Genomic DNA, 24461 nt, shown 5'->3' with positions numbered 1-24461 from the left:
AGCCGGGGATGTGAATTGCCCCATTGGTGGCATTGCCCCCGGAGACGGGCCGCGCTAAGCCAATGCGAGTTTTCAGGATGCTGCCCATGACCCGCATCGCGCATATCGAACTGGATGACGCCAACCTGCCGCCGCCGACGCCGGAGATCGAGCAGGAGCGGCGCGTGGCTATGTTCGACCTGATGGAAGAGAATTCCTTTGTCCTGCCCGCGCGCGAGGACCGCGCCGTGCCGCCCGGGCCCTACAACGTGGGCCTGTCGATCAGGGACAAGCGGCTGGTCTTTGACGTCAGCACGGAAGGTCATGAAAAGGCGGCGGAATTCCATCTTTCTCTGTCGCCGTTCCGGCAGGTGGTGAAGGACTACTTTCAGATCTGCAAAAGCTACTTCGACGCGGTCCGGACCCTGCCGCCCAGCCAGATCGAGACCATCGACATGGCGCGCCGGGGCATCCACAACGAGGGCGCGCGCATCCTGCAGGAGCGGCTGGAGGGCAAGGTGGAGGTCGATGACGCCACCGCCCGGCGCCTGTTCACCCTGATCTGCGTCCTGCATTTCGGGGGCTGAGGTGCCGGAGTTGCCGCAGTCGATCCTCTTTGCCTGCGACCATAATGCCGTTCGGTCCCCGATGGCCGAGGGCATCATGAAAAAGCTCTATGGGACAGAGACCTACGTTCAGTCGGTCGGAGTCGTGAATGACCTCGAGATCGACGGTTTCGCCATTTCGGTCTGCAGCGAGATCGGGGTAGAGCTGGAACGGCACCGGTCGCGCAGTTTCGAGGAAATGGAGCAGATGGGCGAGATGCTGTCGGGATTCGACCTGATTGTCACGCTGTCTCCGGCCTCGCAGCGGCGGGCGCTGGACCTGACGCGCTATTACCACCTGACGGTGGAATACTGGCCGATCATGGATCCGACGGGCATCGGCGAGACGCGCGAGCAGAAGCTGAATGCCTATCGCCAGACGCGGGACCAGCTGGTCGCGCGCCTGAGCGGGCAATGGAGCGCGGAGTAAGCGGCTGTGCCGCTTTTTTCGAGTATTTTCAGAGAGAAGAAACAGGGAGTTGCGCAATGGGTCAGGCGCGGGACGTGGTGGCGAAGTATTTCGCGGCTTTCAATGCGGGGGATGTCGACGGGATGCTGGAGTGCCTGTCGGATGACGTGGCGCATCACGTCAACGAGGGCCAGGTGCGGCGTGGAAAAGAGCTGTTCGAGGCTTTCTGCGCCCATATGAGCCGCTGCTACCGCGAGACTCTGACCGATATGGTGATTTTCGAGCATGAGGACGGCAGCCGGGCGGCGGCGGAATTCATCGTCAACGGCACCTACCTGGAGACTGACGAGGGGCTGCCGGAGGCGCGTGGGCAGAGCTATCGCCTGCCGGCGGGATCGTTCTTTTCGCTGGAAGGCGGCAAGATCAGCCGGGTCGTCACCTATTACAACCTCACCGACTGGACCGCGCAGGTTTCGTGATGCGGGTCGAGGTGCTGACGGGCGCCGCGCTGGAGGCGGCGCTGGATGAGGTGGCGCGGCTGCGGATCGCGGTTTTCCACGCCTTTCCCTATCTTTACGACGGGGACTTCGCCTATGAGCGCGACTATCTGCAGACCTATCGCGAGAGCGCGAACGCGGTTCTGGTGGGGGCCTTTGACGGGGATCGCCTTGTCGGCGCGGCCACCGGCACGCCGCTGGAAGATCACGCAGAGGATTTCGCCGGGGCCTTCGACGGTAAGGGCTTTGATCTGTCCGAGATTTTCTATTGCGCGGAATCGGTGCTACTGCCCGAGTATCGGGGGCGCGGGGTCGGGCATCGGTTTTTCGACCTGCGCGAAGCGCACGCGCGGTCTTTGGGGCGGCGCTATTGCGTGTTCTGCGGCGTGGTGCGGCCCGGAGATCATCCGCTGCGGCCCGCCGACTATGCGCCGCTCGATCCGTTCTGGCGCAAGCGGGGCTATGAACCGCTGGAGGGCGCGGTGGCGCGGTTTCGCTGGAAGGACATCGACCAGGACGAGGAGACGGAAAAGCCGCTCAGGTTCTGGATGCGGACATTGTGAGGGTTTGAGATGAAGGTTGCTGCGGCGGCATATCCGGCGGAATTTCTCGACAGTTGGCAGGCTTACGAGGCCAAGATGACCCGGTGGGTGAGCGAGGCGGCGAGCGCGGGGGCGGATCTGCTGGTCTTTCCGGAATACGGCGCGATGGAACTGGCGACGCTGGCGGGGCGCGAGGCGGCGCTGGACCTGGAGGCCAGTTTGCACGCGGTGTCCGAACGGGTGCCAGCCGCCGACGATTTGCACGCGTCGCTGGCAAGGCGGTTCGGGGTGCATATTCTCGCGGCCTCGGCGCCCGTCTTCGATCCCGCGATCGGACCGCGCCCGGTAAACCGGGCGCGTTTCTTTGCGCCCTCGGGAGAGATGGGCGTGCAGGACAAGCAGATCATGACGCGGTTCGAGCGCGAGGACTGGAACGTCGTCCCTGGAGGTCCGCTGCGGCTGTTCGACACGGCCCTGGGCAAGATCGGTATCCTGATCTGTTATGACAGCGAGTATCCGCTGTTGGGGCGGGCGCTGCAGGAGGCGGAAATCCTGTTGGTGCCCTCGGTGACGGAGGCGCTGTCGGGGCACAGCCGGGTACGCATCGGCGCGATGGCCCGGGCGTTGGAGGCGCAATGTGTCGCGGTCATGTCCTCGGTTGTGGGCGAGGCGGACTGGAGCACATCGATCGACGTCAGCGTCGGGCGCGGCGCGGTCTTCGGCCCGCCAGACATCGGCTTTCCCGAGACCGGACTCCTGGCCGATGGCGTGTTGAACCAGCCGGGCTGGACCTATGCCGAGATCGACCGCGACGCGGTGGCGCGGGTGCGGCGTGAAGGCGTGGTGTTGAACCGACAACACTGGGACGATCAGGCGGGCCGGGACGGCGCGCCTGAGGTCACGACGCTGCGCTGAGAAGCGACTTGAATTCCCCGCGCTGCAGGCGCATATTATGGCGCGCCGCGCCTAGAGCGCGGTTTTCGATTCAGGAGAGAACATGGCCAAGGAAGATACGCTCGAATTTCCCGGTGTCGTGAAGGAACTCCTGCCGAACGCGACGTTCCGGGTCGAGCTTGATAACGGCCATGAGATCATCGCGCACACGGCAGGAAAGATGCGCAAGAACCGCATCCGTGTCCTCGCGGGAGACCGGGTCCAGGTGGAAATGACCCCCTACGATCTGACCAAGGGTCGGATCAACTATCGCTTCAAGTAAGTTGCTGGAGCTTGTCGTAGGCAATCCCAAAGACAAGTCGGTCCGTGGCTTCGTAAAAACGTTGTCGCGGTCCGGGAGGCCGACGCTGGTTCCAAGGAAGGCGCTGCCTGCCGGCGAACAAGGGCGGTGCTATGTGAATGCACAAGCCTACACATTCGGGCATGGTGGCGAAGTAGTTGTGGGTTGGGAGATAAGAACTTCTCCCAAACTGTTTCACGAGGCTGTTCAACATGCCGTTGTGAGGCAGTCGAATGGCAGCCTTTTGGACGTGACACCTCATCCAAGGTTGGAAAGAGAAACCTGTTTTGTGGAAGATTCCACAATTGAGTTCTCTAATGCTGGAGGCGCGACGCAGATAAATCGGTACTATCCGATTTGCGAAGATAGGCTGCGTTCTAAAGTGGACGAGTTGATCGAAATCGTCTGCCGACAACAGCGCTACATGATTGAGACGGGCCTTTTGGCATTTGGTTTCAATATGGGTGACAGGGTTGAAGGCCTAAATGAATTGGTCGAGGAACTCCGCTCAGAAGTGAACGGAGAATAATAGCCATGAAGCCCCGTCTGATCCTGGGCTCCGGCAGCCCGCGCCGACGCGAGCTGCTGGCGCAGCTTGGCGTCACGGCCGATGACATTCGTCCGCCGGACATCGACGAGGATCCGGAGAAGGGTGAGCAACCGCGCCCCTATTGCATTCGGCTGGCACGGGAAAAGGCCGAGGCGATCCCCTCGGACCCCGAGGAAATCGTCCTGTCGGCGGATACCACCGTGGCAATGGGCCGCCGCATCATTGGCAAGCCTGCGGATGAAAAGGAAGCGGCCGAATTCCTGACCATGCTGTCCGGACGGCGTCACCGGGTCATCACTGCCGTTGCCGTGCGCCGGGGGGAGCGGATCTGGGAGCGAGACGTTGTCACTCAGGTCAAGATGAAGATGCTGTCCAACGAAGAGCTGAATGCCTACCTGCAGAGCGGCGACTGGCGTGGCAAGGCGGGTGGCTATGGCATCCAGGGGCCGGCGGGGGCGTTGATCCCCTGGATCAGCGGGTCTTTCACCGCCGTGGTGGGCCTGCCGCTGGCCGAGACGGCGAATCTGCTTCAAGCGGCGGGCTATCCGCTTTACAGGGACGCGTCATGAAGGGCAGCACAATCGTATTGGACCAGTGGAAAGGCCGCGAGGCGGCTGCTCTGCTGGTGGACGGGCAACTGGAAGATCTGCTGATCGACGCGGATCTGCCGCGTCCCGGGTCGATCTATCGCGGCGTCGTCGAACGTCCGATGAAGGGGCAGGGCGGGCTGTTCCTGCGCACGCCGGACGGCAATGCCTTTCTGCGCCAGGTCAAGGGGCTGAGCCCCGGCGACCGGCTGCTGGTGCAGGTGACGGGCTATGCCGAGCCGGGCAAGGCGATCCCGGTGACCAACCGGCTGCTGTTCAAGTCGCGTTATGCCATCGTCACGCCGGGGGCGCCGGGGATCAATGTCTCGCGCCAGATCCGCGACGATGAGCTGCGGGACGCTCTGCTGGAGATTGCGCATGACGTGGCTGCCGAGAGCCCGCTGCCCGAGGGGGCGGGGGTGATCCTGCGATCCTCTGCGCATCCGGACCTGGCGGATGAGGTCATGGACGATCTGCTGGCCATGTCGGACCTGGCCCGGGCGGTCCTGGCGGATACCGAGGGCGAGGCGGAACTGCTGGTCGAGGGGGACGGCCCGCATGCGCTGGCCTGGCGCGAATGGGGCGGCCCTGCGGATGTGGACGACGCCGAGGGCGCTTTTGACCGGCATGAACTGGGCGAGGTCATCGAGGGGCTGCGCCGGCCCCGGGTGGCGCTGCCCTCTGGCGCCTCGATGCTGATCGAGCCGACCTCTGCGCTGGTGGCGGTGGACATCAATACCGGTGGCGATACCTCTCCGGCGGCGGGGTTGAAGGCGAATATCGCCGCCATGCGGGATCTGCCGCGCCAGTTGCGTTTGCGCGGGCTTGGCGGTCAGATCGTGGTGGACCCGGCGCCGATGGTGAAGAAGGATCGCCGCCAGGTCGAAAGCGTGCTGAAGGCCGCACTGAAGGCCGAGACGACCGAGACTGTGGTGGCGGGCTGGACGACGCTGGGCCTGCTGGAACTGCAGCGCAAGCGCGACCGCGTGGCGATGAGAGAGGTGATATGAGCTGTCCGATCTGCACGAAGGCAACAGACCCGGAATACCGGCCCTTCTGCTCGAAACGCTGCGCGGATGTGGACCTGGCGAAATGGCTGGGCGGCAGTTACGCGATTCCCTCTGAGGATCCCGACGACTTGGAAGAGGCGGCGCAGGCCGTGGAACAGGAAGAACGGAAACCGCACTGATGTTCGAAGATGCCCTGTTGGACGAGATTCGCGGGCGTTTTGCCCATGTCGAGGACTGCCCCTTTACCGGCAAGCGCGTGTTCTTCGAAAACGCGGGCGGGGCGCTGACCCTGAACGCGGTGGTCGAGACCTCGACGCGGTTCGCCGCGATCCCCGACAACCAGGGGCGCGACAACCCGGCGTCCAAGGCGCTGGTCGAGGTGATCGGGAAGGCCCGTGCGGATGTGCGCGATTTTCTCGGCGCCGAGGGCGGCGCAGTGATCTTTGGCGAGAGCGGCACGGAACTGTTGTTCCGCCTGATCCGGGATGCCTGCCTGGGCGCGGGGCCGGGCGAGGCGCTGGGCTCGACCGTGGAACACCCCGCATCCCGCAGCGCGATGGCGCGCTGGGCCGGGGTGTCAGGGCGGCGCCACGTGCTGATCCCGCATGACGACGCGACGGGGCGGGTGACGGCGCAGGCCTATGCCGCGCATGTGACGCCGGATACGGCGGTGGTCACGATCCTGCACACCTCGCCGGTGACGGGCATCGGGATGGACCTGCCGGGGATCGCGGATGCGATCCGGGCCGTGGCGCCCGAGTGTTTTATCATCGTCGACGGCATCCAGCACGCCTGCCACGGTCATATCGATGTGGCGGGTGCCGGTGTCGACGGCTACGTGATCTCTCCATACAAGGTCTTTTCGCGGCATGGTTACGGCGTGGCCTGGGCCTCGGACCGGCTGACGGCGCTGGCGCATGATGCGCTGATCGGCGGGCCGGAGGGCAACTGGGAACTGGGGACGCGCGATACCGGCGCCTATGCGACCTTTTCGGACGTCGTGTCCTATTTCGACTGGCTGGGCGCCCAAGTGTCCGAGGCCGCGACGCGGGCCGGCCGGCTGGCAGAGGCGCGGCGGGCGATCCACGGACATGAGGCGGCGCTGTGCCAGGCGATGATCCAGGGCACCGGTAACCTCGCCGGGCTGGCGGACCTGCCGGGCGTGACCGTGGTTGGCGGCACCGATAACCCGGGACGCGAGGGGCTGGTGAGTTTCTGGGCCGAGGGGCACCCCTCGGCCCAGATCGTCGCGGCGCTGAACGAGGCCGGCATCCGCACGCATATCCGTAAGGCAGATCACTATTCCGGCAACGTGCTGGCCCCCCTGGGGCAGGCGGATTGCATCCGGGTGTCGATGGCGCATTACAACGCGATGGACGAGGTGCGGGCCTTCCTTACGGCGATGCGGGGCATTCTGGGCTAGTCCAGGCGGATAGGGCAGTGGGGGTCGTCGTGCCTCCGGCATGACCCCCGTCTCCCTCCGGTCGACTCCCCCGGGAGTATTTTTACAGAGAAGAAGCGAGGGGGACGGCGCCTTTGCCCGAGGGCGGGAAGCGGTGGACAAGGGGGGCGGCGCGTGGTGGTCTGTGCGCCAAGGAGCCTTTGGACGTGACAGCAGAGCCTTGTACTGACTTTCCCCGGATTGCGCCCATCGGGCTGGATGGTGTGATCGTGCAGTTTGGCCCGGCGCTGTCGGAAGTGGCGAACCGCGCGGCGCTGGCCTTTTGCGCGGCGGTCGAGCGCGATCCGCCGGAGGGGGTGGAGGAGGTGTCTACCTCGCTTGTGTCCACCTACCTGAGGTTTGATCCGCTGTTCCTGTCACTGGAGGCGCTGCGCGCCGACCTGGACGCGCGGCTGACGCATGAGGATTGGTACGCAGCGCCGCTGCCCGAGGGGCGGCGTCTGTTGCGCATTCCCACGGTCTATGGAGGCGATTTTGGTCCGCAGCTGGGTGAGGCGGCGGAGGCCGCGGGTCTGAGTGCGGAGGCGGCGCAGCGGGAATTGTCGCAGGCACAGGTGCGGGTGAACGCAATCGGTTTCGCGCCGGGCCAGCCCTACCTGGGCACGCTGCCCGAGGCCTGGGACATCCCGCGCCAGGCCGGGTTGACGCCAAAGGTGCCCGAGGGGGCGCTTGTGGTGGCGATCCGGCAATTCGTGCTGTTCTCGGTCTCTGCCCCGACGGGCTGGCGGCAGGTGGGGCGCACGGCGGCGCCCCTGTTCCGGCCAGAAAGCGAGACGCCGTTTCTGTTGCGGCCCGGCGACGAGGTGATCTTTGACTCGGTTCCGGCGGAGGCCTGGGATCGCCTGTCGGACGATCCCAAGGGCGGCGTGACCGTGGAGCCATTTGCATGAGCGCGCTGGAGGTCCTTCAGGCCGGGCCGGGCGTGACGGTACAGGATGGCGGGCGGCCGGGCTACATGGCGCTGGGCCTGTCACGCGGCGGGGCGGCGGACCGGTTGGCGCTGGCAGAGGGGGCGGCGCTCTTGCGTCAGCCCCCGGGCACGGCGCTGGAACTGGCGGGTTACGGTGGGAGGTTCCGGGCGGATGTGGCCTGTCGCATCGCGCTGACCGGGGCGCCGATGCGCGCCACGCTGGAGGGTGCGCCTCTGTCCTGGAACGCGAGCCACGTCCTGCCTGCCGGGGCTGTGTTGGAGATCGGCGGCGCGCTGTCGGGTGTCTATGGCTACCTGACGCCGGGCGGCGGGTTTGACCTGCCCGAGGAACTGGGCGCGCGGTCGGCGCATCTGAACGCCGGATTGGGGCGTCTGCTGGAGGCGGGGGATCGCCTGCCGCTGGCGGCGGATAAGGGGCGCGAGACGGGGCTGACGCTGGACCCGGTGGATCGGTTCGGCGGCGGTCTGCTGCGGGTGCTGCCTTCGTTGCAGACCGGGATGTTTCCCGAAGAGATGCGGGCAAGGTTTGTCGAAGAGCGGTTCGCGCGCGACAGCCGGGGCAACCGCATGGGGATCCGGCTGACGCCCGAGGGCGAGGGCTATGGGCTGACCGAGGGGCAAAGCATCGTGTCCGAGGTCATCACGCCGGGCGACATCCAGATCCCCGGTGACGGCGCGCCCTATGTCCTGCTGTACGAATGCCAGACCACCGGGGGCTATCCGCGCATCGGCACGGTGATCCCGGCGGATCTGCCGCGCGTGGCGCAGGCGGCGCCGGGGGTGGAGCTGCGGTTCCGGTTCGTGTCGCGCGCTGAGGCGCTGGAGGCGGAGGCCGGGTATCGCCGGGCGCTGGGGGCGATCGCGGTGCGTCCGCTTGTGCGCGATCCGGCGGATATGCCGGATCTTTTGTCCCATTCTTTGATCAGCGGCGTGACCGCCGGGGAGGAGCATTCATGACATCTGTCGATCTGAACGCCGACATGGGCGAGAGCTTTGGCCCCTGGGTGATGGGGCAGGACGCCGCCCTGCTGGAGGTCGTGACCAGCGCCAATGTCGCTTGCGGATTTCATGCCGGGGACTGGGACGTGATGGCCGAGACCATGACAACCGCACAGGCGCGGGGCGTCGGCATCGGCGCGCATCCGGGTTTTGCCGATCTTCAGGGGTTTGGCCGGCGGCGGATGCACCTGCCAGAGCGGTCGTTGCGGCATATGGTGCAGTACCAGCTGGGCGCGGCATTGGGCATGGCGCGGGCGGTGGGCGCCGAGGTGCGGCACCTGAAGCTGCATGGCGCGCTGTCCAACATGACCTCCGAGGACGAGGGCCTGGCCGAGGCCTGTTACGGCGCGGCGCTGGAAGTGGCGCCGGAGATCATCATCATGGTGCTGGCGGCGACGGCGCAACAGCGCGTGGTGGAACGGCTGGGCTGTCTCTGGGCGGGCGAGATATTCGCCGACCGGGCTTATAATGCGGATGCGACCCTGGTGGATCGCAGCCTGCCCGGCGCGGTGCTGCATGATCCCGAGGAGGCCGCGCCACGCATCGTGAAGATGGTGCAGGCGGGCGCGATCCTGCCGGAAGAGGGCGATCCGATCCCGGCGGGGATCGACACGATCTGTTTGCATGGGGACGGGGCGACGGCCCTGCCAATGGCGCGCGCTGTACGATCTGCGCTGGAGGCAGCAGGGGTCGTGGTCAAACCCTTCGAGGGTCGGCGCGGGGCCCTGTGAGGGCCCCGGCCTGGGTCAGTTGCCGGCGCAGGTGGCAATCCGGGTCGCGGTTTCCAGTATCAGTGCGGGATAAAGCGTTGCGCCCTGCGGCAGGTCCGTTCCCAGCGGGTCAAGCTGCACCGAGGGGAGGCCGCTGGCCTTGACCGCCTCGATCAGGCGCGGATCGGTGGTGATCTCGGTCAGGATGCAGGCCGCCCCCTGTTCGGCGAGGCCGTCACGCAGCGCGGCCAGCCGGGCCGGGCCGGGGGTGTTTGCATCCGCATCCGAGATGGCCCCGATGACACTGAGACCAAAGAACTCCTCGTAGTACTGGTAGGCGTCATGGGCCAGGGCAAGCGGACGGTCCTTGACCGGGGCGAGCGCGGAGCGCGCCTGGTCAACGGCTTCTGCGATGGCCCGGGTGCCGGCCTCGGCATTGGCGGCATAGGTGGCGGCGTTCTCGGGGTCGGCCTCGGACAGGGCCTTGGCGATCAGGGGCAGCCAGAGGGTCGCGTTTTCCGGGGACAGCCAGACGTGCGGGTCATGAACGGCGTGGCCGTCGTGGGCATTGTGCGCGTCGTCTTGGACGTCGTGACCATCTCCATGCTCGTCGTGTTCGTCGTGCTCATGCGGAAAGAGGCCGGTGTCCCGGCTGGGCAAGAGGTGCGTTCCCGGTGCTTCGGCAAGGGCCAGAGACCGGGCGGACCCGGCCAGCGCGTCGATCTGCTCTTGCAGTTGCGGGGTCATGTCCGGTCCGATCCAGACCACCACATCCGCCTCGGACAGGGCGCGCCCCTGGCTGGGACGCAACGCCATATGGTGCGGTGAGGCGCCGGGGGGCAACAGCCGCTCTGGCGTGCCGAGGTCGCCCAGGACCGTCGCGACAAGGCTTTCGACCGGGCCAATGTCGGTGACAACGCGAGGCACCTCTGCAAGGGCAATCTGGGGCAGGGCAAGGCAGGCGGACAGGAGAAGGGGGCGGAACATGGAACCTCGATCGCGTGTGTTATGGTATAACGTTCCCGGGCTTGTACGGCACAACGTTATACCATATCAACCCCAAACCCGAAGGAGAGTCGCGACATGGAAACCAAGGGGTTCGAACATCACGACCACCACCACTGCATCGCCACGGCGCTGAGCACGGCCGAAGAGGCCTGCAAGGCGCAGGGGTTGCAGTTCACACCCGTGCGCCGTCGGGTGCTGGAAATCCTGCTGGACGAACACCGGGCGATGGGCGCCTACGACGTGCTGGATATCCTGCGCAAGGAGGGGCTGGGGTCGCAGCCGCCGGTGGCTTACAGGGCGCTGGATTTCCTTGTGGCCAACGGGTTTGCGCACCGGATCGAACGGCTGAACGCCTTTGTCGCCTGCGCGGCGCCGGGCGAACGTCACGCGCCCTGTTTCCTGATCTGCCGGGCCTGTTCGGCGGTGGCGGAAACCCCGGGGCGGCGGGCCTCTGACGCGCTGCGGGCCGCGGCCGGGGAACTGGGGTTCCAGGTCGAACGGGTGGCGATCGAGGCCGAGGGCCTGTGCCCCGCCTGCGTGGAGGCCGGCGCGTGAGCGGGTTGATCGAGGCGCGGGGGCTGACCCTGCGGCACGGCAGGCGCGAGGTCCTGCGCGACGTGGATTTCTCGATCGAGCCGGGTGAGATCGTCACCGTGGTGGGGCCGAACGGATCGGGTAAATCGACGTTGCTGCGCGCGCTGATCGGGGCGCTGAAGCCCTCACGGGGCAAGGTGACGCGCCAGCGTGGGCTGCGGCTGGGCTATGTGCCGCAGGGGCTGCGGCTGGACGGGTCGATGCCGATGACCGTTGCGCGGTTCCTGAACCTGCCGTCTCGGGTCGAGGCGGCGGCCTGTGCCAAGGTGCTGGACGAGGCCGGGGCAGGTGATCTGGCGGGGCGGCAGATGGCCGACCTGTCGGGCGGTCAGTTTCAGCGGGTCCTGCTGGCGCGGGCTCTGCTGAACGATCCGCAGATCCTGATCCTGGACGAACCGACGACCGGGCTGGACCAGCCCGGGCAGGCCAGTTTCTATCGCCAGATCGAGGCGCTGCGCGACCGCATGGGCTGTGCCGTCCTGATGGTCAGTCACGAATTGCATGTCGTCATGAGCGCAAGCGACCGGGTGATCTGCCTCAACGGTCATGTCTGCTGCGAGGGCCACCCCGAGGTCGTGGCCCAGGCCGAAGAATACCGCGCCCTGTTCGGCACCGGCACGCAGGGCGCGCTGGCGCTGTACCGGCATGAACACACGCACCGCCACGATCACGCGCCGGGAGAGACCTGCGATGCTGGATGATTTCCTTGTCCGCGCGGCCCTGGCGGCGGTGGGTGCGGCCCTGGCGGCGGCCCCCTTGGGGGTTTTTGTGGTCTGGCGGCGCATGGCCTATTTCGGCGATGCGACTTCGCATGCGGCCATCCTAGGGGTGGCGCTGGCGCTGGCCCTGTCGATCCCGGTCTTTGCCGGGACACTGGTGGTGGCGCTGCTGGTGGCCTTTGGCGTCGCACGCCTGACGGGGCGCGGCTATGCCGCCGACATGGTGCTGGGCGTGGCCGCCCACGCGGCCCTGGCGACGGGTCTGGTGGCGGCCAGCTTCCTGTCCGGCCCGCGCCTGAACCTCGAAGCCTATCTTTTCGGAGACATCCTTGCGGTCAGCAAGATGGACCTGGCGGTGATCTGGGGCGGGGGCGCCTCGGTGGCGGCGCTGATCGGCTGGCGCTGGCAGGCCCTGCTCTTGTCGACCCTCTCGCCAGACCTGGCTGCCGCCTCCGGTGTAAAGCCGGAACGCGAGCGCGTGACCCTGATGCTGGCGCTGGCGGTGGTGGTGGCGGTGGCGCTGAAGGTGGTAGGCGCGCTGCTGATCGCGGCGCTGCTGATCATCCCGGCGGCGGCGGCACGGCCCTTGTCCCGCACGCCCGAGGGGATGTTGGCGGGCGCGGCCACGGTGGGCGTGATCGCCGCTCTGGGCGGGCTCTGGGCTGCATGGAGTTTCGACACGCCAGCGGGTCCGAGCATCGTCTGCGCCGCCGCCATCACCTTTGGCATAAGCGCCCTTGCCGGGCGTCTGGTGGGCGGGCGCAACGGTTGATCCCCATGCAAAGGCGGATTGCGGCTGTCCCCCTGGGGATGCAGGGGGTAGGAAAGAGGCAAACAAGGACCTGACAACCGGGAGAGCTTCGATTCCTGCGCGGAAGACAGACAAGGTGGATGCGGCCACCGGCGCGTTGCTGGTGCTGGTCGCCATCGTCGTCACCCTGGACGAATGGGACCTCCACGGCGCCTTTGTCCTGATCCCCTTCCTTGTTGTGGCGCTGGTGGCCCTTCTGGCAATCAGAGTCGCGCGGTCTCGGCAGGCCTTTGTTATTGCGGCCCTCGTGCTGACCGGAGTCGCGATGGCGGTGCTGCCCGACTGGCAGCAGACCGTGCTGCGCGGATTGGGGTCCGCCGCCTTCATCGCCGCCTTTTTCGCCGCGCTGACGACGCTGCGCAACGTGGCCGAAAGCTCTCCGGCGATCCGTGCGGCGGGCACCTTTCTGGCCGAACAGCCGCCCGGGCGCCGCTATGCCGCGCTGACCGTGGGCAGCCACCTGTTCGCACTCTTGCTGAACTACGGGGCGATCTCGCTTCTGGGCAACCTGGCGACGACAAGCGCCGCGCAGGAGCCGAATGCCGAGATCCGCCGGCACCGCATCCGCCGGATGCTGTTGGCGATCCAGCGCGGGTTCGTCTCGTCGTTGCCCTGGTCGCCGCTGGGGTTTTCGATGGCGATCACCAATGCGCTGATCCCCGGCGCCCGCTGGGCGGACTCGGTGTCCGCGGGTTTCGTGAGCGCGGGGATCATCCTGGTGGCCGGCTGGGCGCTGGACACGATCTTCAAGCCAAGACTCTCGGTTCCGCCACCGCCGCGCGGCCCGGTCGAGGGCTCCTGGGGGCTGTTGCGGCCTCTGCTGGTGCTGCTTGTGTTGCTGGGTGTCACGGTCTCGGTGCTGCACAACCAGACTGGCGTGCGGATCGTCGGCGTCGTGATGCTGGTGGTGCCGCTTCTGTCGCTAGGGTGGGCGCTGGTTCAGCATCGCGGCGGTGCCTTGGCGTTCTCGATGCGTGACCGGCTGGTGCGCTATGTCACGCGCGAATTGCCGGGCACGCGTGGCGAGGTCACCTTGCTGATGATGGCAGGCTATATCGGGACAGTCGGCGGTCCGCTGCTGGGTCCGGTGGTGGCCGGTGCGGGGATCGACCTTGCCGCGCTGCCGACCTGGGCAGTGCTGATCCTGCTGGTCTGGCTCGTGCCGTTGCTGGGGCAACTGGGCATGAACCCGATCCTGGCGGTGACGCTGTTCGCTTCGATCATCCCGGCGCCCGAGGTGCTGGGGGTCAGCCCCTCTGCCGTGGTGGCCGCCATCGCGGCGGGCTGGGCCATCAGCGGCATCTGCTCTCCCTTCACGGCCACGACGCTGCTGGTTGGATCCTTTGCCAGGGTCAGCGCGCTGCACGTAGGGCTGCGCTGGAACGGGGTCTTCGTCGGCGTGCTGGGGGGGCTCCTGTCGATCTGGGTGCTGATCTATGCCTTCGTGATCGGTTGAACGCCGCGCGGTTTGACCGGGGTCAAGGCGGTCAGGCGGACGCTTGTGTTCCCTTGAGACAAAACAACCTGTCTTGGGAGGTCGGAATGAGAAGTGGTCTGCGGTTCACCGCTCTGCAAATGCGTACCGCGATTGCCGCGGCGATGCTCCTGTTCGCCTTGTGGAGCGGGGGGGCAGGACATGCTCAGGAACAAGTCTTCACGATTGATGACTTTGACACCGCCAAGGAAAACCTGACGCTGCGCCACAAACAGGCTTGGCGGCTGTACGAATACTATCGGATCCAACGCGAAAACTCCGAAACTGCTCAAAAGAACTTCGAATTCTGGCAACAGGACTTCAAAGACATCGCGCCAGGCGGGACTTTTGCCGGGATGGCCGTGAACGACGAAGGCCTCGGCAAGAAGCTGCAGAAATACCGCGCTGAAAGGCAGGCTGCCGAAGACAAGATGAAAACTGTCAAGACATTTTGGGACAGGAATAATTTCGACATTGCCGTCGGGGTCTTGCCGGATGATTTCGAACGCATGATCACCGTCAAGTATGAGGATCCGCCGAAGTCGGGGCGCTTTGTCACGAAAAAGATGAACCGGATCGAATACCGGCTGTACAACGGCAAGCGTTTGAAGATCTTCAAGGACCCGGGTGGGACGGCAGGCACCTATGTGGGCGATCCGAAGTCGGATCCGCAGCCCTTGCCAATGCCGGGCGATACCGCCGCCGATTGCGGAACCTGTCCGGCCGGTAAGGCCTTGGTCGATTGCCGCGATGGCAAGCCGATATGCCTGGAGCCGGGGACGCCCTACATCTACCCGACCGAGGACGAGGCTTGCGTGGGGCCGGATTGCCCCGGCTCGAAACCGGACGGCGGCTTGGGCGCGGGCGGAATCAATTCCCTGCTGCGCGGCGACTGACGCAAGTACTGACGCGGGTCAGGCACAGGTCGCTGCAGGTGTCTGTGGAGTGTGAAAATGGTGGGCGACCTTGGAATCGCAGAATGACCAGTTGAGCCTTTATTTTATGGTTCACCTGTCCCGCAAAAATACCATGCGGGACACATTACCAATCCAGAGCCTCCAGCGCGGCCACGCCATCGGCGGCGAGGATCCGGCGCTGGACGCCCTTCGTGTAGACCTCGGAAGTCTTCGCCTGGGTGTGCGACATGACCGCCATGATCTGGTGCTGCGTGCATCCCGACTCGGCCATCAGCTCGGCAACGGCCTTACGGATGCCGTGAGATGACTTGTCGGGCAACCCCGCGTCATCGCACCAGCGGCGGACCTGGTTGCGCAGGCTTTCCGCGCTGGTGAATGGGCGCCCGCGTTTTCCCAGGATGTAGGCGGGCCCCACAACGGTCACGGCGCGGGTCGCCTCGAACAGCGGGCGGGCCATCGGGATGCTGACGAAGGCGGACCCACGCTTGCGCGGTTGCCATTCCAGGAAGATCTGGCCGTCCCGGATCCGCTCATTTCCCCGACCCAGCCAGATTGCATCCCCGATCCGGCAGGCCGTGAAAGCCTGCAGGGTTAGCCAGAGGTGTGGGGTGCTTCCTTTCGCGTGGCGGTCCTTGAACTTGCGCAGATCCTCTGCCGTCCAGGGTGTCGCGCCGCCAGCCGGACGGCGGTTGATGGCCGCGATCCCGGCAGCGGGGTTGTGTCCAATCTCTCCGCGTTCGATCGCCCATTGATAGACCGCGCGAACGGTCTTGATCAGGTTGTCGGCGGCACCGGGCCGATCTGCCCAGGCGTCCCGGATCGCGACGAAGGCGGCGGGCGGGGCGTCCATGTCATAGTCGCCGTAGCGGTCTCCGGGCGTCTCAGCGTGGTCGCAGAGCCGTGTCAGGACACTCCGGCGCTGGCGGAGCGTGTCGGGGGACATCTGGCCGGCCTCCACCATCTTGCGCAGGTAATCGAGGTATCGGGTGCAGAGCCAGTCCAGTGACCGTTCCACCGTAACTGGCGTGTCGGGCTGATAGATATGGCCGGCACGCGCGGCATAGTAGTGGTCCAGGAAGTCGGCGTGATCCGGCCCGACAGGCAGGGCGATCCGGCGCGACGTGTCCCCCTCGACCCGGACCCGCCACCGCGGTGAGCCATTCCGGTGTGTCTCGCGCAGGAGGCCGGGAAGTCTGACGCGCATCTATCCTGTCCGCCATTGTTTCGGTTTTGCCGGTGCCGGGACCACTTGCAGCGGCGCCTGCCCATCATAGGGCAGGCCATCGGCCCAGGCGTCAAGATCGCGCCGATCATAGAGCACGTTTCCCCCGTCGCGCTTGCAGGGCAGGTCGAGCTGGCGCAGCTTGCTGAGCGAGACGCCCAGGTAGTGCGCCGCCGCCTTAGCCTGCATCAGCCGTGGAGGGAACTGGTAGGTCATCCCGGCATCCCGTCATGGGTCACGCCGTCCAGCGTGCGACCGGCGCGGCTTTTGCCGATGCGAAACATGGTCTGGCGGGTGGCGGCGAAGTCCTGCTGGACGGGATGCACCCACCTGTCCGCGTCATCGAAGCAGCCGAACGCGCTGCCATCGATGTCATCGCCCATGCCGTCGCCGGGGTGCCACTCGCCCCACTGCTTGAAATGGAAAGGCACGTCAGCCGCCGCGCACTGGTCGCGCAGGTCGCGGAACCATTGCGGGTTGCTGGGCCGGGCGCCGGTGCCGCTCTCGCCGCCTGCGATGATCCACGACAAGCCAGCCTCGCCGTTCAGCGTGCCGCGAGGCTCCCACCCGCATTCACAATCGACGTCTTGGGGGCAGTTGTCGCATGGCTTTTCGCGCCCCCAGAGCCAGCGGGTCAAATCCACCGGCCCCAGCAGCGGTTCGCAGGACAGGAACCGGACGCGGGCGGGGATCGACAGAAGGTGCGGGATGCGGCGGTCGGCCTCGGCCTGGTTCTCGACCGTGGTGCCGATCCAGACGTTGGGCGGGCAGCCATCGTGGACCCAGCGGGCCGGCGCCAGCTTGGCGAAGTTCTGCGGGCGCTTGGTCAGCAAGAGCCAGTCGAGATGGGGCGTGTCCTCGATCAGCCGGTACAGGTCGCGGCGCCATTCCGGGGCAATGCTGCGGTGGTTGTCGAACACATCCGCAAGACTGGCGCAAAAGACGCGCGGGCTAGTGCCTGCCTTCGCGGCTTCCCGGTCCCATTTCAGAGGCTTGCGCCAGTTCGCGGCGCTGGTACGGCGGCGGTCAGCATGTGGCCCCCAATGCCCACTGCGCGGGTTGAACCTTCGGTCCTGCGCCTCGGCGTAGCAATGGTCACAGGCCGGGCTGACCTTTGTGCATCCGATCCACGGGTTGAACGTGTGGTCGGTCCATTCGATCTTGCTGTGCTCAGCCATTGGGGGACTCCGGGTTAGGTGGGCTGAGCGGCGGCGTGCCGCTCGAACATCTGCGCGCGCAGGTGATCTAGAGTCTCTGCGCGCACCGGCCATTCATGCTCGTCATCTCCGTAGTAGGCGAATATCTCGCCCGTTCCGGCCTCGGCTTCCATGTGGATCAGGTATATTGCCCCGTCGATCCGCCATAGCTCCTCTGGGCATCCGCACTCATCGCTTGGCACTCGCGCCAACAGTTCAATAGGCGCGCGGCCATCAGTCACTTCGACAAGCGTGTCGCCTACGCGGATGGCTGCGAGTTCAGAAGCGCCTTCGTCAGAAAGGTAGACCTCGCTCATGTCGTCCTCATCTGTTGCAGGGTGTCGGTCATCTGGCGGGGGTCGCAGTTGGCGAGGGCCAGCAGGACGTCAGCGTGGCAAGCGGCGCCGGGTTTGCACCAGCAGGCGAGGTCTTTGCCGCGCAGCATGTGGATGTGGGAAAAGATTGTCCGCCGCAGCGCGGCCATGTAGTCCCAGAATGCCCGATCTCCGGACTGAGAGACGTAGGCCGGGCGCAGGTTGCGCGGGATCGAGTAGCCGATTAGCCAGCAGACATAGGCATCGACGGCCTCGGTCGCCGTCAGATTTGCGGTCACAGGCTGGGTCCGCAGCGCGCCCAACAGGTGAAAGCGCACCTCTCCCGGTGCGCCCACCTTCCACGGGTTTCCCCAGCGGGTCGCACGGTCAACCTTCACGGTGTCCACTGGCATCCGCCAGCCCTTGGCGCGGGACAGTTGGATGCGGGCGGTCATGCTGCGCCTCCTTTGCGGGCCACCCGCACGGCCTGTTCCAATTCTGCCGTTGCCATGATCGTTGGTTTCAACTGCGCTGGCGCGTCGTCGTATCCCGTGGTCCAGCGGCCCGAGAGACGGGGGAGCATCGACCGGGGGATGCATTTCCAGTTGGCCGGGTCGGTATTGGTCCGGTCTCCGTCCAGGCATTTCAGGGCGTGGCCCTCCGGCACGGGGCCGTTTGCTTCTTCCCAGCGGATCAGGTGGACGGCGCGCCAGCGAGACTGCAGCGGCATCCCGTCGTGTATCTTGCGTTCCAGGTAGCCATCCTTGCTCAGGCGTTCTGTGCCGATCGGCTTGTAGAGGTCGACCGCTACACCACGGCGCTCCCCTTTCTTGAACCGGCCTTTTTCGCTGCCAGGTGGGTTGAAAGGTTTGCCCTTGTTGTGCGGTGCCTGACCTTTCTGGAAGCGCCCCGTGCGACCGGTGAGCCAACCCTTGCGCTTGCACAGGGCGGTCAGATTGGCCTGGCTAACGTCCGGGCGGTCCCAGATGTCGACAAATTCGCGGTGCAGCTCACGGCGGGGCAGGTGGCAGTTGTCGCCGATCCAGAAGAGCTCGGCGTCGGAATAGCTGATCGCCTGGCCCTTCATTCGCTCTTGCTCCCGATCTGGGGCAGCATCGGCAGCACCGCCTGACCATGCTCGGCAAAGAGTTTTGCCGCCTTTAGCTGCAACTCGGCGTTGCTGGTGATCTGATCTGCGACCTGGACGATGGACTCCGCGCGCTTGCATTCGGTCTCGATCATGTCCGCGTCCAGTTTCTCGTCACTGAGGCGTTCGAGCTGGGCGAAGAGGTGGTTGTTGAGGTCGGTGAGCTTGTTTTTCATATCCTGCCCTCCAGGAAGCGGATCAACGCGCCATGCAATTGGTTGGCGTCGTCGCTGACGATCGGGTTGACGTCGATGAGCAGGCGCATTGCGTCTGCGAGAGTGGTCAGCGCCTCTCCGCTGCCGACGCCGCTCATGGGTGTGATGGCGTCATCCAGGGCGGCCTCGATCATGTCGAGTGTCGCGGCGCTGGCTGCACTCGCCGCCGCCAGTAGCGTCTTCTTCTGCTCGGCCATCACGCCGCCTGGCCGCTGGCGCGCCGTTCCAGTTCGTCGCGCAGGCGCAGGACGGTCAGCAGGGCCGTCTGGTTCTCGATCGTCACCTCGGGCATCAGCGCCTTCCAGCGCTTGCCGGCGGCGTCCTTTTCGATGCCTGCCGTATTGGCGGCAAGGCTCATGCCATCGCCGCGCATTATGGATTCGACCAGTTTCAGATCCGACTGCGGGCTGTGCGGGGCCGGGTAACCCAGGGCGCGGAGGCGACGTTCCGCCGCCTTTTCGCGGGCCGTGCCGAGGCCGTCGAGGGAAATGGCCAGCCCGGTTTCGCCGGGGTCGCGAGTGGTTGCGGTGGGCGATGCCGCAGGCGCGGAGGCAGGCGTGGCCTCCGGTTCGCCGCTCTCTTCGTCCTGCGCCTGTTTCAGGGTCTTGAGTCGCTTGGCCACGGCCTGCCAGCTGCGCCCGACCCTGGCCGCGATCTGTTTGACCGGCGTGCCTTTCTCGGCCTCGGCCAGCAGGGTCATGTCCTCGTCGTCGGTCCAGTCGCCGGGCTTTGTGGCGGCTGGGGCGCTGATCGGTGCGGCGGTGTTGTCCAGGCGCAGCATGATCGACAGCTTGCCCTTGCTGTCGGTCTCGACATCCATTGCCAGCCGGTCCGCCTCCAGCGTGCGGGCGTGCTTCATGAGGGCGTCGCAGAGGGCGACCTGTGCCTGCGCCAACCGCAGTTCCGCCTGGCGGGCGTTCCGGAGATCTTCGAGCGTCGTCATGGGATCTCCTTTCTGGGTGGAGGTTGCGCCGCCGGGTTGGCGACGCATGCCGCGGGGGCCAGCTTACGCCGGGCGGCCAAAGATCACCGGCAGACCGGTGCCTTCGGCGATGCGCGTTGCCACCTGCTGGAATTCTGCCTGGCGGCGGTATTCGACCCGGCGCCAGACGAAACCGAGTTTCAGGCCGCCGGCGGAGGGGCGGAACCGGAAGCTGGCGGTGATGTCGACAGGCGCCTCGCCCGCGAAAAGCGGGATCTGCAGGGTGAACTGGGTTGGCACCTTCATCTCGCCCTTGGTGTGGGTCTCAGTCTCGTAGACGATGGACCGTTCGCCGGTCTGCAGCCGGGTCGAGGACTTGAAGTTGACGCCCTGTGTCGCTTCGAGGTCGCGCGCGATCTCGATCATGACGGTAGGTTCCGGGGCGATGATGTCGTTGGCGTTCTCGTCCAGGAACTCGGCAAAGGCCATCTGGTCAATCAGCTCGCCCTGGATGTCGTTCCAGCGTTTGAACTCTTCGCTTTCGCGCAGCTGCAGGGTTGCGGTGTGTTTGCGTGGCGCGGCGAGCAGCGGCATGCTGTCCTGATTGTCGGTGTGGTAGTCGAGGCAGGCCATGACGCGCAGGGCGTCGATGTCCGCGATCAGCAGCGACGATGGGCTGCTGAACCGGTTGGCGTAGGTGATCAGCGATTGCGCGTCGTCCACGACAGGCTGTGCCGTGATGTACGGCGGCAGCGCGTGCGGGTCCGGGATCTCGGATAGCTGGAAGTCATGCGGATGCAGGGCAAACCTGCGGCCATGTTCGCCGGGGATCACCGGGTCGGCCAACCGGGCGGCGGTCAGGGCGACCTCCAGCGCGGCGCGCGGGTCGGTCTGTGTGGTGTCGGTCATGTCAGGTCCTTTCGGGTTGGGATTCATTCCGCCGCGTCGCGGCGGCTTTCGACCTCGTCCAGCCAGTCGCCCTGGTTGGGATCGCGGCGCGACAGGCGTGCGTCGTCGCTGAGGAAGTAGATTCCGGCGCCCAACTCGCGGCGCGGCTTCTTGGCGGTGACCTGCGGGACGCATTCGATCTGTCCGGCCTTGTTCACCTTGAGTGGCAGTTTCAGCGTGATCTCGCCGCTGTTCCCGGTCTCCTGGATCGCCTCCAGCACCTCAGCCAGGCGGGTGTCCATCTCGCGCAACAGTTCGCCGCGACGGAAGGTCTGGAGAAGTTCGAGGAAGTTCAGTTCATCGCGTGGCATGGGTGTCCTTTCCTGTGTGGCGCAGGCCAAAGCTGAGGAACCTGCGGGCGTCCTTGATTTCGTCGGAGCTGCCCACCTCGATCAGCAGGCGGGCGGCGTCGCGGATCGTGGCGTCGTCGTGATCGGCGGGCAGGGCGAGGATTGCGCGGGCCTCGGCGGGGGTCATTGCAGGCCTCGCGCGTAGAGGGTCAGGCCCGCCGTGACAGCGGCGAAGAGGGCGACCAGGCAGACCGCGGCCTGGCGTTCGCCGCGGCGCATGACGGGCCATTCGCGGCCCAGCATCAGCGCCATGACGGCGGTGGCGATCAGCAGGACGCCCGCGACGATGCTGAGGATCGTCTTCATCACGGCGCCCCAAGTGTCAGGCGCGCGGCGGTCAGCGCGAGGATCGCGAGGATGGGCAGGGCAAAGGCCCAGCGACGGCGCCTGCGGCGGGCGGCCTCGCGCTCTGCGACCTCGGCGGCCAGGGCTGAGAGGTGCAGGCGCGGGGGGACCTTGTGGATGGGCCGCGTGTCAACGCGCGGTGCCTCACCCATGCCGATGTCCTCCATTCCGGCATCACTGGTGCCGTTGGTGTGTTCGGCGATCTGCTGACCGCCCCATTGGTCTTGCGGGGTCATGCGGCACCGCCTTCCGACCGGTGCCGCGCGATGGCGGCGCGGGTGGCGGGCAGGGCGCGGGCAAGGGCGGCGTCGATTTCGTTGACGGGGGTGGGCAGGCGCAGGAGGCGCGAGAGGCGCTGCGGGTCGATGGCGGCGCTGGTGCCGTCTTCGAGCTGCTGGCGGGCTTTCAGCCGCAGCCAGGCGTCCAGACTGGTGATCCGGTCAACCGCGCCCGAGGGCGGAACGACCAGGTCGGCGGTGAAATCGCGGGGGATACGCATAGGGCCTCCATCCAAGTGCCTGCCGAATGGCAGGTGCGTTGCCCGTCAGGCGCACCCGCAGGGTGCTGCCGAGAGGGAAAGTGCCTGCCTGACGGCGGGCGGGGTGTCCCGGCGGGTGCATCGCGGGGGATGTGGCCGGGGTGGGATGGGGTGAAGTTATCTATCAGATAGCAGATGTGTCAATCGGAAAGTTATCTGGCAGATAACATTTGCGGCGCGGCATGTTCTTGGCGTGGCGCGGCGTGGGTCTCGGGGGTGCAAATCTGAGTTTGATTTAAGGCGGGTAAAGTCCGAAAGTCGGCTCATTGCATCTGGTAGGAGGGTTTCATGAACCGCATTGCGGCGTTGGTGTTTGTCGGGGTCATCGCTTTGGGTGGGTGTGGTCCGAAGATGAATTACGTGCTCGACACATACAAAGCGGATGAGTTGAAGGTGTATTCAATCCAAGGGCAGGTATGGCGGATCTTTGACAAGCCGGACATCGGCAAGATGATGATCGCCACCTCGGTCGACACGGCGGCCGCGGAAGGTGCGCGGCAGGGCGCAACCTTCTATCTGGCGCGTGATCGCTGGACGACTGACCCAGAGTTTCGGCCTGCCGCCACGGCCTATCTGGCCCAAAGGGGGTGCACGATCACCGGCGGGCGCCTGCTGCTGAAGACGCAGTTCGAATACGACTACACCTGTTGAATTGGTGGGGCGCTTTATGTCCTGGGGTGGAAATGAATAGGTTTATTGGAGTTGTAGCGGTTGCCGGGGTTGTTGCCGGTTTGGGGTGGTACTTTAGTGCCAACTACAGATTTGAGGCGCGGATGGTTTCGGTATGCGAGGATTTGATAAAAGAGCGTTTGGTCTCATTCAGCAGCTACAAGCGGGAGCGCCCGCCGGAATTCTTCTATAAGCCGGGAACACTGGAGGCGCACCTTGGCTGGGATTTGCGCGATAAGCGGGAATGGGATGAGGAAATGATGGCGCGACATGACGCTTCGCGCAGGCTGAACGGGATCGAGCGCGAGATTTTTGACGGTATGGATGACCCGACGGAGATTGTCGTTTTCATCGAGTACACTGGTCGCAGGCTTTTGGTGGGGGAAATCACAGCGCCCTCGAAGTGCAGCATAGTCGTTTCCAGAGGTGACATGCCGGATAAGGAAGACCTGGAAAGAAACCTGCGCGTCGACAGTTTCACGGATCTCGAATATAGCCTGTATCGTGCGGGTCAGCTCAGCCGGTAGATTCCCGCAACTCTGGCGACAATTGCCACCTCACCGTTGCCGTTGACACGGGTTGGTTCGTCCGATGTTTCACTTCGAATAAGCCAGGGCGGGGCATTCCGGCACAGTTCCGTGCGGCCAGCTCCGTTTTCGACAAAGGTGGCCAGCACCAGTCCGGGCGCTTCGAAGGGTCCGGAGAGGTCGGCCACGATCTTGTCACCTTTCGAGACTGCGAAAGCTGGGGCCGACCGGGACGCGACGCATATCGTCGGCTGACCGGCTGTGATGCCGAGTGCGCGGCATATGGCGCGCACGTCCGACATGGGAATGTCCTCGAATTGCACCTGGGCCTCTTCGAACCCGGTGGCCGGCTCTTCCATGATGTCGGAGACCCGAACGCCCAGAGCCTCGGCTATGCGTTGCAGCATTTGCGGTGATGGCACGCGCTTACCCTGCGCGAGATTGCTCATGTAGCCGGTCGTGATGTCCAGCTTGGCCGCCAGTTCCGCCTGCGTCAAATTGGCTTGCCGCAGGTAGTGTTTGATTCTCAACGTCATGTCTGCGGGTATCCCACGCCGCGCCGCAGCGGGCGATGGACTGGCAGATAACCTTTCTGGCAGATAACTTTCTTGGTTGACGAAATGGGTTTCACTGTCAGATAGTGCGGTCATGTTGAAAACCGTGATCGATGAAAGTGGCGAGAGCCAGAAGGTCTGGGCTGAGAGGCTGGGCGTCAGTGGGGCGTACATGTCCCTGCTGGTGAACGGCAAAAAGCAGCCGAGTCTGGAGCTGGCCGTCCGCATCGACAGGGTAACGGGCGGGAAGGTTCCGGCGACATCCTGGGTTCCGGACGACAGTCAAGCCGCCACGCAGACCGGAGACGCCGCATGACCGTCAAAGCCTCGCATCGCGATCATTACACCCCCGCGCAGTTGCGGGGTGTCCTGCCGGCAGAGCCGGACGGGCGGCAGTGCCTGTGACCTGCCCCTTTTTTCAGGGCCAGTCGTAAGTCGAGCTTGTTCCCCTTTTGCGTGCCATCATTCGGCGGCGT

Annotated in this window: 39 protein-coding genes; 22 read left to right on the top strand and 17 right to left on the bottom strand. The window is 65.6% G+C overall.

Annotated features, from left to right (window positions below; all coding sequences use genetic code 11):
- Nucleotides 1–86 precede the first annotated feature (86 nt).
- From KZZ07_RS14350 to KZZ07_RS14285, 14 genes are all read left to right on the top strand, one after another.
- Nucleotides 87–566: a UPF0262 family protein gene (locus KZZ07_RS14350; protein WP_219515038.1), complete on the top strand. Its 480-nt coding sequence runs from the start codon at nucleotides 87–89 to the stop codon at nucleotides 564–566.
- A gap of 1 nt (nucleotide 567) precedes the next feature.
- Nucleotides 568–1014 (top strand): arsenate-mycothiol transferase ArsC, encoded by a 447-nt coding sequence (locus KZZ07_RS14345; protein ID WP_219515037.1) that lies wholly within the window; start codon nucleotides 568–570, stop codon nucleotides 1012–1014.
- A 56-nt stretch (nucleotides 1015–1070) separates the two neighbouring features.
- Nucleotides 1071–1472, top strand: coding sequence for a ketosteroid isomerase-related protein (locus KZZ07_RS14340; protein ID WP_219515036.1), 402 nt, complete (start codon nucleotides 1071–1073; stop codon nucleotides 1470–1472).
- Complete coding sequence (locus KZZ07_RS14335) at nucleotides 1472–2053, top strand: GNAT family N-acetyltransferase (protein WP_219515034.1); 582 nt, start codon at nucleotides 1472–1474, stop codon at nucleotides 2051–2053. Before KZZ07_RS14340 ends, KZZ07_RS14335 begins: the two co-directional genes overlap by 1 nt.
- A 9-nt stretch (nucleotides 2054–2062) precedes the next feature.
- Nucleotides 2063–2947 carry a carbon-nitrogen hydrolase family protein gene (locus KZZ07_RS14330; RefSeq protein WP_219515033.1) on the top strand — a complete coding sequence of 295 codons (885 nt, stop codon included), beginning with the start codon at nucleotides 2063–2065 and terminating at the stop codon, nucleotides 2945–2947.
- An 82-nt stretch (nucleotides 2948–3029) separates the two neighbouring features.
- Nucleotides 3030–3248 carry a translation initiation factor IF-1 gene (gene infA, locus KZZ07_RS14325; RefSeq protein WP_023849011.1) on the top strand — a complete coding sequence of 73 codons (219 nt, stop codon included), beginning with the start codon at nucleotides 3030–3032 and terminating at the stop codon, nucleotides 3246–3248.
- Nucleotides 3249–3381: 133 nt separating this feature from the next.
- Nucleotides 3382–3795 carry a hypothetical protein gene (locus KZZ07_RS14320; RefSeq protein ID WP_219515030.1) on the top strand — a complete coding sequence of 138 codons (414 nt, stop codon included), beginning with the start codon at nucleotides 3382–3384 and terminating at the stop codon, nucleotides 3793–3795.
- A gap of 5 nt (nucleotides 3796–3800) precedes the next feature.
- Complete coding sequence (locus tag KZZ07_RS14315; RefSeq protein WP_219515027.1) at nucleotides 3801–4385, top strand: Maf family protein; 585 nt, start codon at nucleotides 3801–3803, stop codon at nucleotides 4383–4385.
- Nucleotides 4382–5413: a ribonuclease E/G gene (locus KZZ07_RS14310; protein ID WP_219515025.1), complete on the top strand. Its 1032-nt coding sequence runs from the start codon at nucleotides 4382–4384 to the stop codon at nucleotides 5411–5413. Before KZZ07_RS14315 ends, KZZ07_RS14310 begins: the two co-directional genes overlap by 4 nt.
- Nucleotides 5410–5592, top strand: coding sequence for a DNA gyrase inhibitor YacG (locus KZZ07_RS14305; RefSeq protein WP_219515023.1), 183 nt, complete (start codon nucleotides 5410–5412; stop codon nucleotides 5590–5592). The genes KZZ07_RS14310 and KZZ07_RS14305 overlap by 4 nt, the downstream gene beginning before the upstream one ends.
- On the top strand, nucleotides 5592–6836 hold the full coding sequence (locus KZZ07_RS14300; protein ID WP_219515022.1) for an aminotransferase class V-fold PLP-dependent enzyme: 1245 nt from the start codon (nucleotides 5592–5594) through the stop codon (nucleotides 6834–6836). The genes KZZ07_RS14305 and KZZ07_RS14300 overlap by 1 nt, the downstream gene beginning before the upstream one ends.
- 185 nt (nucleotides 6837–7021) lie before the next feature.
- Nucleotides 7022–7765 (top strand): 5-oxoprolinase subunit B family protein, encoded by a 744-nt coding sequence (locus tag KZZ07_RS14295; protein WP_219515021.1) that lies wholly within the window; start codon nucleotides 7022–7024, stop codon nucleotides 7763–7765.
- Nucleotides 7762–8763: a 5-oxoprolinase subunit C family protein gene (locus KZZ07_RS14290; RefSeq protein WP_219515020.1), complete on the top strand. Its 1002-nt coding sequence runs from the start codon at nucleotides 7762–7764 to the stop codon at nucleotides 8761–8763. Before KZZ07_RS14295 ends, KZZ07_RS14290 begins: the two co-directional genes overlap by 4 nt.
- The gene (locus tag KZZ07_RS14285) at nucleotides 8760–9536 is read left to right on the top strand and encodes a LamB/YcsF family protein (RefSeq protein WP_219515019.1); all 777 of its coding nucleotides are present in this window, start codon (nucleotides 8760–8762) and stop codon (nucleotides 9534–9536) included. The genes KZZ07_RS14290 and KZZ07_RS14285 overlap by 4 nt, the downstream gene beginning before the upstream one ends.
- Nucleotides 9537–9551: 15 nt before the next feature.
- On the opposite strand, the gene KZZ07_RS14280 is transcribed toward KZZ07_RS14285, so the two are convergent.
- Nucleotides 9552–10502 (bottom strand): zinc ABC transporter substrate-binding protein, encoded by a 951-nt coding sequence (locus KZZ07_RS14280; RefSeq protein ID WP_219515017.1) that lies wholly within the window; start codon nucleotides 10500–10502, stop codon nucleotides 9552–9554.
- A gap of 96 nt (nucleotides 10503–10598) precedes the next feature.
- On the opposite strand from KZZ07_RS14280, the gene KZZ07_RS14275 reads away from it, so the two are divergent.
- From KZZ07_RS14275 to KZZ07_RS14255, 5 genes are all read left to right on the top strand, one after another.
- Nucleotides 10599–11078, top strand: a complete 480-nt coding sequence (locus KZZ07_RS14275) for a transcriptional repressor (protein WP_219515015.1) — start codon at nucleotides 10599–10601, stop codon at nucleotides 11076–11078.
- Nucleotides 11075–11818 carry a metal ABC transporter ATP-binding protein gene (locus tag KZZ07_RS14270; protein ID WP_219515014.1) on the top strand — a complete coding sequence of 248 codons (744 nt, stop codon included), beginning with the start codon at nucleotides 11075–11077 and terminating at the stop codon, nucleotides 11816–11818. Before KZZ07_RS14275 ends, KZZ07_RS14270 begins: the two co-directional genes overlap by 4 nt.
- Nucleotides 11808–12608: a metal ABC transporter permease gene (locus tag KZZ07_RS14265; RefSeq protein WP_219515013.1), complete on the top strand. Its 801-nt coding sequence runs from the start codon at nucleotides 11808–11810 to the stop codon at nucleotides 12606–12608. The genes KZZ07_RS14270 and KZZ07_RS14265 overlap by 11 nt, the downstream gene beginning before the upstream one ends.
- A gap of 115 nt (nucleotides 12609–12723) precedes the next feature.
- Entirely contained in the window at nucleotides 12724–14103 is a 1380-nt protein-coding gene (locus KZZ07_RS14260; RefSeq protein WP_370631170.1) for a hypothetical protein, read from the top strand.
- Nucleotides 14104–14189: 86 nt separating this feature from the next.
- The gene (locus KZZ07_RS14255; RefSeq protein WP_219515012.1) at nucleotides 14190–15017 is read left to right on the top strand and encodes a hypothetical protein; all 828 of its coding nucleotides are present in this window, start codon (nucleotides 14190–14192) and stop codon (nucleotides 15015–15017) included.
- A gap of 145 nt (nucleotides 15018–15162) precedes the next feature.
- Here KZZ07_RS14255 and KZZ07_RS14250 read toward each other — a convergent pair whose 3' ends face one another.
- The 15 genes from KZZ07_RS14250 to KZZ07_RS14180 form a co-directional block, all read right to left on the bottom strand.
- Nucleotides 15163–16242 carry a tyrosine-type recombinase/integrase gene (locus KZZ07_RS14250; RefSeq protein ID WP_219515011.1) on the bottom strand — a complete coding sequence of 360 codons (1080 nt, stop codon included), beginning with the start codon at nucleotides 16240–16242 and terminating at the stop codon, nucleotides 15163–15165.
- Nucleotides 16243–16476 (bottom strand): helix-turn-helix domain-containing protein, encoded by a 234-nt coding sequence (locus KZZ07_RS14245; RefSeq protein WP_219515010.1) that lies wholly within the window; start codon nucleotides 16474–16476, stop codon nucleotides 16243–16245.
- Complete coding sequence (locus tag KZZ07_RS14240) at nucleotides 16473–17438, bottom strand: DUF5131 family protein (RefSeq protein ID WP_219515008.1); 966 nt, start codon at nucleotides 17436–17438, stop codon at nucleotides 16473–16475. Before KZZ07_RS14240 ends, KZZ07_RS14245 begins: the two co-directional genes overlap by 4 nt.
- A 14-nt stretch (nucleotides 17439–17452) precedes the next feature.
- Complete coding sequence (locus tag KZZ07_RS14235; protein WP_069209023.1) at nucleotides 17453–17773, bottom strand: hypothetical protein; 321 nt, start codon at nucleotides 17771–17773, stop codon at nucleotides 17453–17455.
- The gene (locus KZZ07_RS14230) at nucleotides 17770–18225 is read right to left on the bottom strand and encodes a DUF4326 domain-containing protein (RefSeq protein WP_219515006.1); all 456 of its coding nucleotides are present in this window, start codon (nucleotides 18223–18225) and stop codon (nucleotides 17770–17772) included. The genes KZZ07_RS14235 and KZZ07_RS14230 overlap by 4 nt, the downstream gene beginning before the upstream one ends.
- Complete coding sequence (locus tag KZZ07_RS14225; protein ID WP_219515005.1) at nucleotides 18222–18857, bottom strand: HNH endonuclease signature motif containing protein; 636 nt, start codon at nucleotides 18855–18857, stop codon at nucleotides 18222–18224. The genes KZZ07_RS14230 and KZZ07_RS14225 overlap by 4 nt, the downstream gene beginning before the upstream one ends.
- Entirely contained in the window at nucleotides 18854–19093 is a 240-nt protein-coding gene (locus KZZ07_RS14220) for a hypothetical protein (protein ID WP_074621702.1), read from the bottom strand. The genes KZZ07_RS14225 and KZZ07_RS14220 overlap by 4 nt, the downstream gene beginning before the upstream one ends.
- A complete protein-coding gene (locus KZZ07_RS14215) occupies nucleotides 19090–19329 on the bottom strand; it encodes a hypothetical protein (protein ID WP_219515003.1) in 240 nt (79 codons plus the stop codon). Before KZZ07_RS14215 ends, KZZ07_RS14220 begins: the two co-directional genes overlap by 4 nt.
- The gene (locus KZZ07_RS14210; protein WP_219515002.1) at nucleotides 19329–20075 is read right to left on the bottom strand and encodes a hypothetical protein; all 747 of its coding nucleotides are present in this window, start codon (nucleotides 20073–20075) and stop codon (nucleotides 19329–19331) included. The genes KZZ07_RS14215 and KZZ07_RS14210 overlap by 1 nt, the downstream gene beginning before the upstream one ends.
- Nucleotides 20076–20138: 63 nt before the next feature.
- Complete coding sequence (locus KZZ07_RS14205; protein ID WP_255564360.1) at nucleotides 20139–20963, bottom strand: DUF2303 family protein; 825 nt, start codon at nucleotides 20961–20963, stop codon at nucleotides 20139–20141.
- Between the two features lie 23 nt (nucleotides 20964–20986).
- Nucleotides 20987–21313: a YfdP family phage-associated protein gene (locus KZZ07_RS14200; protein WP_219515000.1), complete on the bottom strand. Its 327-nt coding sequence runs from the start codon at nucleotides 21311–21313 to the stop codon at nucleotides 20987–20989.
- Nucleotides 21300–21479 carry a hypothetical protein gene (locus tag KZZ07_RS14195; RefSeq protein ID WP_219514999.1) on the bottom strand — a complete coding sequence of 60 codons (180 nt, stop codon included), beginning with the start codon at nucleotides 21477–21479 and terminating at the stop codon, nucleotides 21300–21302. The genes KZZ07_RS14200 and KZZ07_RS14195 overlap by 14 nt, the downstream gene beginning before the upstream one ends.
- Complete coding sequence (locus tag KZZ07_RS14190) at nucleotides 21476–21658, bottom strand: hypothetical protein (protein WP_043146197.1); 183 nt, start codon at nucleotides 21656–21658, stop codon at nucleotides 21476–21478. The genes KZZ07_RS14195 and KZZ07_RS14190 overlap by 4 nt, the downstream gene beginning before the upstream one ends.
- Nucleotides 21658–21933 carry a hypothetical protein gene (locus KZZ07_RS14185; protein WP_219514998.1) on the bottom strand — a complete coding sequence of 92 codons (276 nt, stop codon included), beginning with the start codon at nucleotides 21931–21933 and terminating at the stop codon, nucleotides 21658–21660. Before KZZ07_RS14185 ends, KZZ07_RS14190 begins: the two co-directional genes overlap by 1 nt.
- Nucleotides 21930–22196 (bottom strand): hypothetical protein, encoded by a 267-nt coding sequence (locus KZZ07_RS14180; RefSeq protein WP_219514997.1) that lies wholly within the window; start codon nucleotides 22194–22196, stop codon nucleotides 21930–21932. The genes KZZ07_RS14185 and KZZ07_RS14180 overlap by 4 nt, the downstream gene beginning before the upstream one ends.
- A 327-nt stretch (nucleotides 22197–22523) precedes the next feature.
- Between KZZ07_RS14180 and KZZ07_RS14175 the strand changes: the two genes are divergently transcribed.
- Both KZZ07_RS14175 and KZZ07_RS14170 read left to right on the top strand, forming a co-directional pair.
- Complete coding sequence (locus KZZ07_RS14175; RefSeq protein ID WP_219514996.1) at nucleotides 22524–22886, top strand: hypothetical protein; 363 nt, start codon at nucleotides 22524–22526, stop codon at nucleotides 22884–22886.
- 32 nt (nucleotides 22887–22918) lie between these two features.
- Nucleotides 22919–23431 carry a hypothetical protein gene (locus KZZ07_RS14170; RefSeq protein WP_219514994.1) on the top strand — a complete coding sequence of 171 codons (513 nt, stop codon included), beginning with the start codon at nucleotides 22919–22921 and terminating at the stop codon, nucleotides 23429–23431.
- Here the strand turns inward: KZZ07_RS14170 and KZZ07_RS14165 are convergent.
- Nucleotides 23416–24081 carry a helix-turn-helix domain-containing protein gene (locus KZZ07_RS14165; protein ID WP_219514992.1) on the bottom strand — a complete coding sequence of 222 codons (666 nt, stop codon included), beginning with the start codon at nucleotides 24079–24081 and terminating at the stop codon, nucleotides 23416–23418. The genes KZZ07_RS14170 and KZZ07_RS14165 overlap by 16 nt on opposite strands.
- Here KZZ07_RS14165 and KZZ07_RS14160 point away from each other — a divergent pair.
- On the top strand, nucleotides 24080–24301 hold the full coding sequence (locus tag KZZ07_RS14160; RefSeq protein ID WP_043146211.1) for a helix-turn-helix domain-containing protein: 222 nt from the start codon (nucleotides 24080–24082) through the stop codon (nucleotides 24299–24301). The two genes, KZZ07_RS14165 and KZZ07_RS14160, sit on opposite strands and share 2 nt — an antisense overlap.
- The last annotated feature ends 160 nt before the right edge of the window (nucleotides 24302–24461 follow it).

It is taken from the genome of Mameliella sp. CS4 (assembly GCF_019392335.1).
Lineage (GTDB): Bacteria > Pseudomonadota > Alphaproteobacteria > Rhodobacterales > Rhodobacteraceae > Antarctobacter.
The sequence above is the reverse complement of the archived record's forward strand: the minus strand, read 5'-3'. Positions and strand labels throughout refer to the sequence as shown.

Coding starts and splice junctions, on each gene's coding strand:
- KZZ07_RS14350 (WP_219515038.1), top strand. CDS start 87: ATGACCCGCATCGCGCATATCGAACTGGATGACGCCAACCTGCCGCCG.
- KZZ07_RS14340 (WP_219515036.1), top strand. CDS start 1,071: ATGGGTCAGGCGCGGGACGTGGTGGCGAAGTATTTCGCGGCTTTCAAT.
- KZZ07_RS14335 (WP_219515034.1), top strand. CDS start 1,472: ATGCGGGTCGAGGTGCTGACGGGCGCCGCGCTGGAGGCGGCGCTGGAT.
- KZZ07_RS14330 (WP_219515033.1), top strand. CDS start 2,063: ATGAAGGTTGCTGCGGCGGCATATCCGGCGGAATTTCTCGACAGTTGG.
- infA (WP_023849011.1), top strand. CDS start 3,030: ATGGCCAAGGAAGATACGCTCGAATTTCCCGGTGTCGTGAAGGAACTC.
- KZZ07_RS14315 (WP_219515027.1), top strand. CDS start 3,801: ATGAAGCCCCGTCTGATCCTGGGCTCCGGCAGCCCGCGCCGACGCGAG.
- KZZ07_RS14310 (WP_219515025.1), top strand. CDS start 4,382: ATGAAGGGCAGCACAATCGTATTGGACCAGTGGAAAGGCCGCGAGGCG.
- KZZ07_RS14305 (WP_219515023.1), top strand. CDS start 5,410: ATGAGCTGTCCGATCTGCACGAAGGCAACAGACCCGGAATACCGGCCC.
- KZZ07_RS14300 (WP_219515022.1), top strand. CDS start 5,592: ATGTTCGAAGATGCCCTGTTGGACGAGATTCGCGGGCGTTTTGCCCAT.
- KZZ07_RS14290 (WP_219515020.1), top strand. CDS start 7,762: ATGAGCGCGCTGGAGGTCCTTCAGGCCGGGCCGGGCGTGACGGTACAG.
- KZZ07_RS14285 (WP_219515019.1), top strand. CDS start 8,760: ATGACATCTGTCGATCTGAACGCCGACATGGGCGAGAGCTTTGGCCCC.
- KZZ07_RS14280 (WP_219515017.1), bottom strand. CDS start 10,502: ATGTTCCGCCCCCTTCTCCTGTCCGCCTGCCTTGCCCTGCCCCAGATT.
- KZZ07_RS14275 (WP_219515015.1), top strand. CDS start 10,599: ATGGAAACCAAGGGGTTCGAACATCACGACCACCACCACTGCATCGCC.
- KZZ07_RS14265 (WP_219515013.1), top strand. CDS start 11,808: ATGCTGGATGATTTCCTTGTCCGCGCGGCCCTGGCGGCGGTGGGTGCG.
- KZZ07_RS14255 (WP_219515012.1), top strand. CDS start 14,190: ATGAGAAGTGGTCTGCGGTTCACCGCTCTGCAAATGCGTACCGCGATT.
- KZZ07_RS14250 (WP_219515011.1), bottom strand. CDS start 16,242: ATGCGCGTCAGACTTCCCGGCCTCCTGCGCGAGACACACCGGAATGGC.
- KZZ07_RS14245 (WP_219515010.1), bottom strand. CDS start 16,476: ATGACCTACCAGTTCCCTCCACGGCTGATGCAGGCTAAGGCGGCGGCG.
- KZZ07_RS14240 (WP_219515008.1), bottom strand. CDS start 17,438: ATGGCTGAGCACAGCAAGATCGAATGGACCGACCACACGTTCAACCCG.
- KZZ07_RS14235 (WP_069209023.1), bottom strand. CDS start 17,773: ATGAGCGAGGTCTACCTTTCTGACGAAGGCGCTTCTGAACTCGCAGCC.
- KZZ07_RS14230 (WP_219515006.1), bottom strand. CDS start 18,225: ATGACCGCCCGCATCCAACTGTCCCGCGCCAAGGGCTGGCGGATGCCA.
- KZZ07_RS14225 (WP_219515005.1), bottom strand. CDS start 18,857: ATGAAGGGCCAGGCGATCAGCTATTCCGACGCCGAGCTCTTCTGGATC.
- KZZ07_RS14220 (WP_074621702.1), bottom strand. CDS start 19,093: ATGAAAAACAAGCTCACCGACCTCAACAACCACCTCTTCGCCCAGCTC.
- KZZ07_RS14215 (WP_219515003.1), bottom strand. CDS start 19,329: ATGGCCGAGCAGAAGAAGACGCTACTGGCGGCGGCGAGTGCAGCCAGC.
- KZZ07_RS14210 (WP_219515002.1), bottom strand. CDS start 20,075: ATGACGACGCTCGAAGATCTCCGGAACGCCCGCCAGGCGGAACTGCGG.
- KZZ07_RS14205 (WP_255564360.1), bottom strand. CDS start 20,963: ATGACCGACACCACACAGACCGACCCGCGCGCCGCGCTGGAGGTCGCC.
- KZZ07_RS14200 (WP_219515000.1), bottom strand. CDS start 21,313: ATGCCACGCGATGAACTGAACTTCCTCGAACTTCTCCAGACCTTCCGT.
- KZZ07_RS14195 (WP_219514999.1), bottom strand. CDS start 21,479: ATGACCCCCGCCGAGGCCCGCGCAATCCTCGCCCTGCCCGCCGATCAC.
- KZZ07_RS14190 (WP_043146197.1), bottom strand. CDS start 21,658: ATGAAGACGATCCTCAGCATCGTCGCGGGCGTCCTGCTGATCGCCACC.
- KZZ07_RS14185 (WP_219514998.1), bottom strand. CDS start 21,933: ATGACCCCGCAAGACCAATGGGGCGGTCAGCAGATCGCCGAACACACC.
- KZZ07_RS14180 (WP_219514997.1), bottom strand. CDS start 22,196: ATGCGTATCCCCCGCGATTTCACCGCCGACCTGGTCGTTCCGCCCTCG.
- KZZ07_RS14175 (WP_219514996.1), top strand. CDS start 22,524: ATGAACCGCATTGCGGCGTTGGTGTTTGTCGGGGTCATCGCTTTGGGT.
- KZZ07_RS14170 (WP_219514994.1), top strand. CDS start 22,919: ATGAATAGGTTTATTGGAGTTGTAGCGGTTGCCGGGGTTGTTGCCGGT.
- KZZ07_RS14160 (WP_043146211.1), top strand. CDS start 24,080: ATGTTGAAAACCGTGATCGATGAAAGTGGCGAGAGCCAGAAGGTCTGG.
- KZZ07_RS14165 (WP_219514992.1), bottom strand. CDS start 24,081: ATGACCGCACTATCTGACAGTGAAACCCATTTCGTCAACCAAGAAAGT.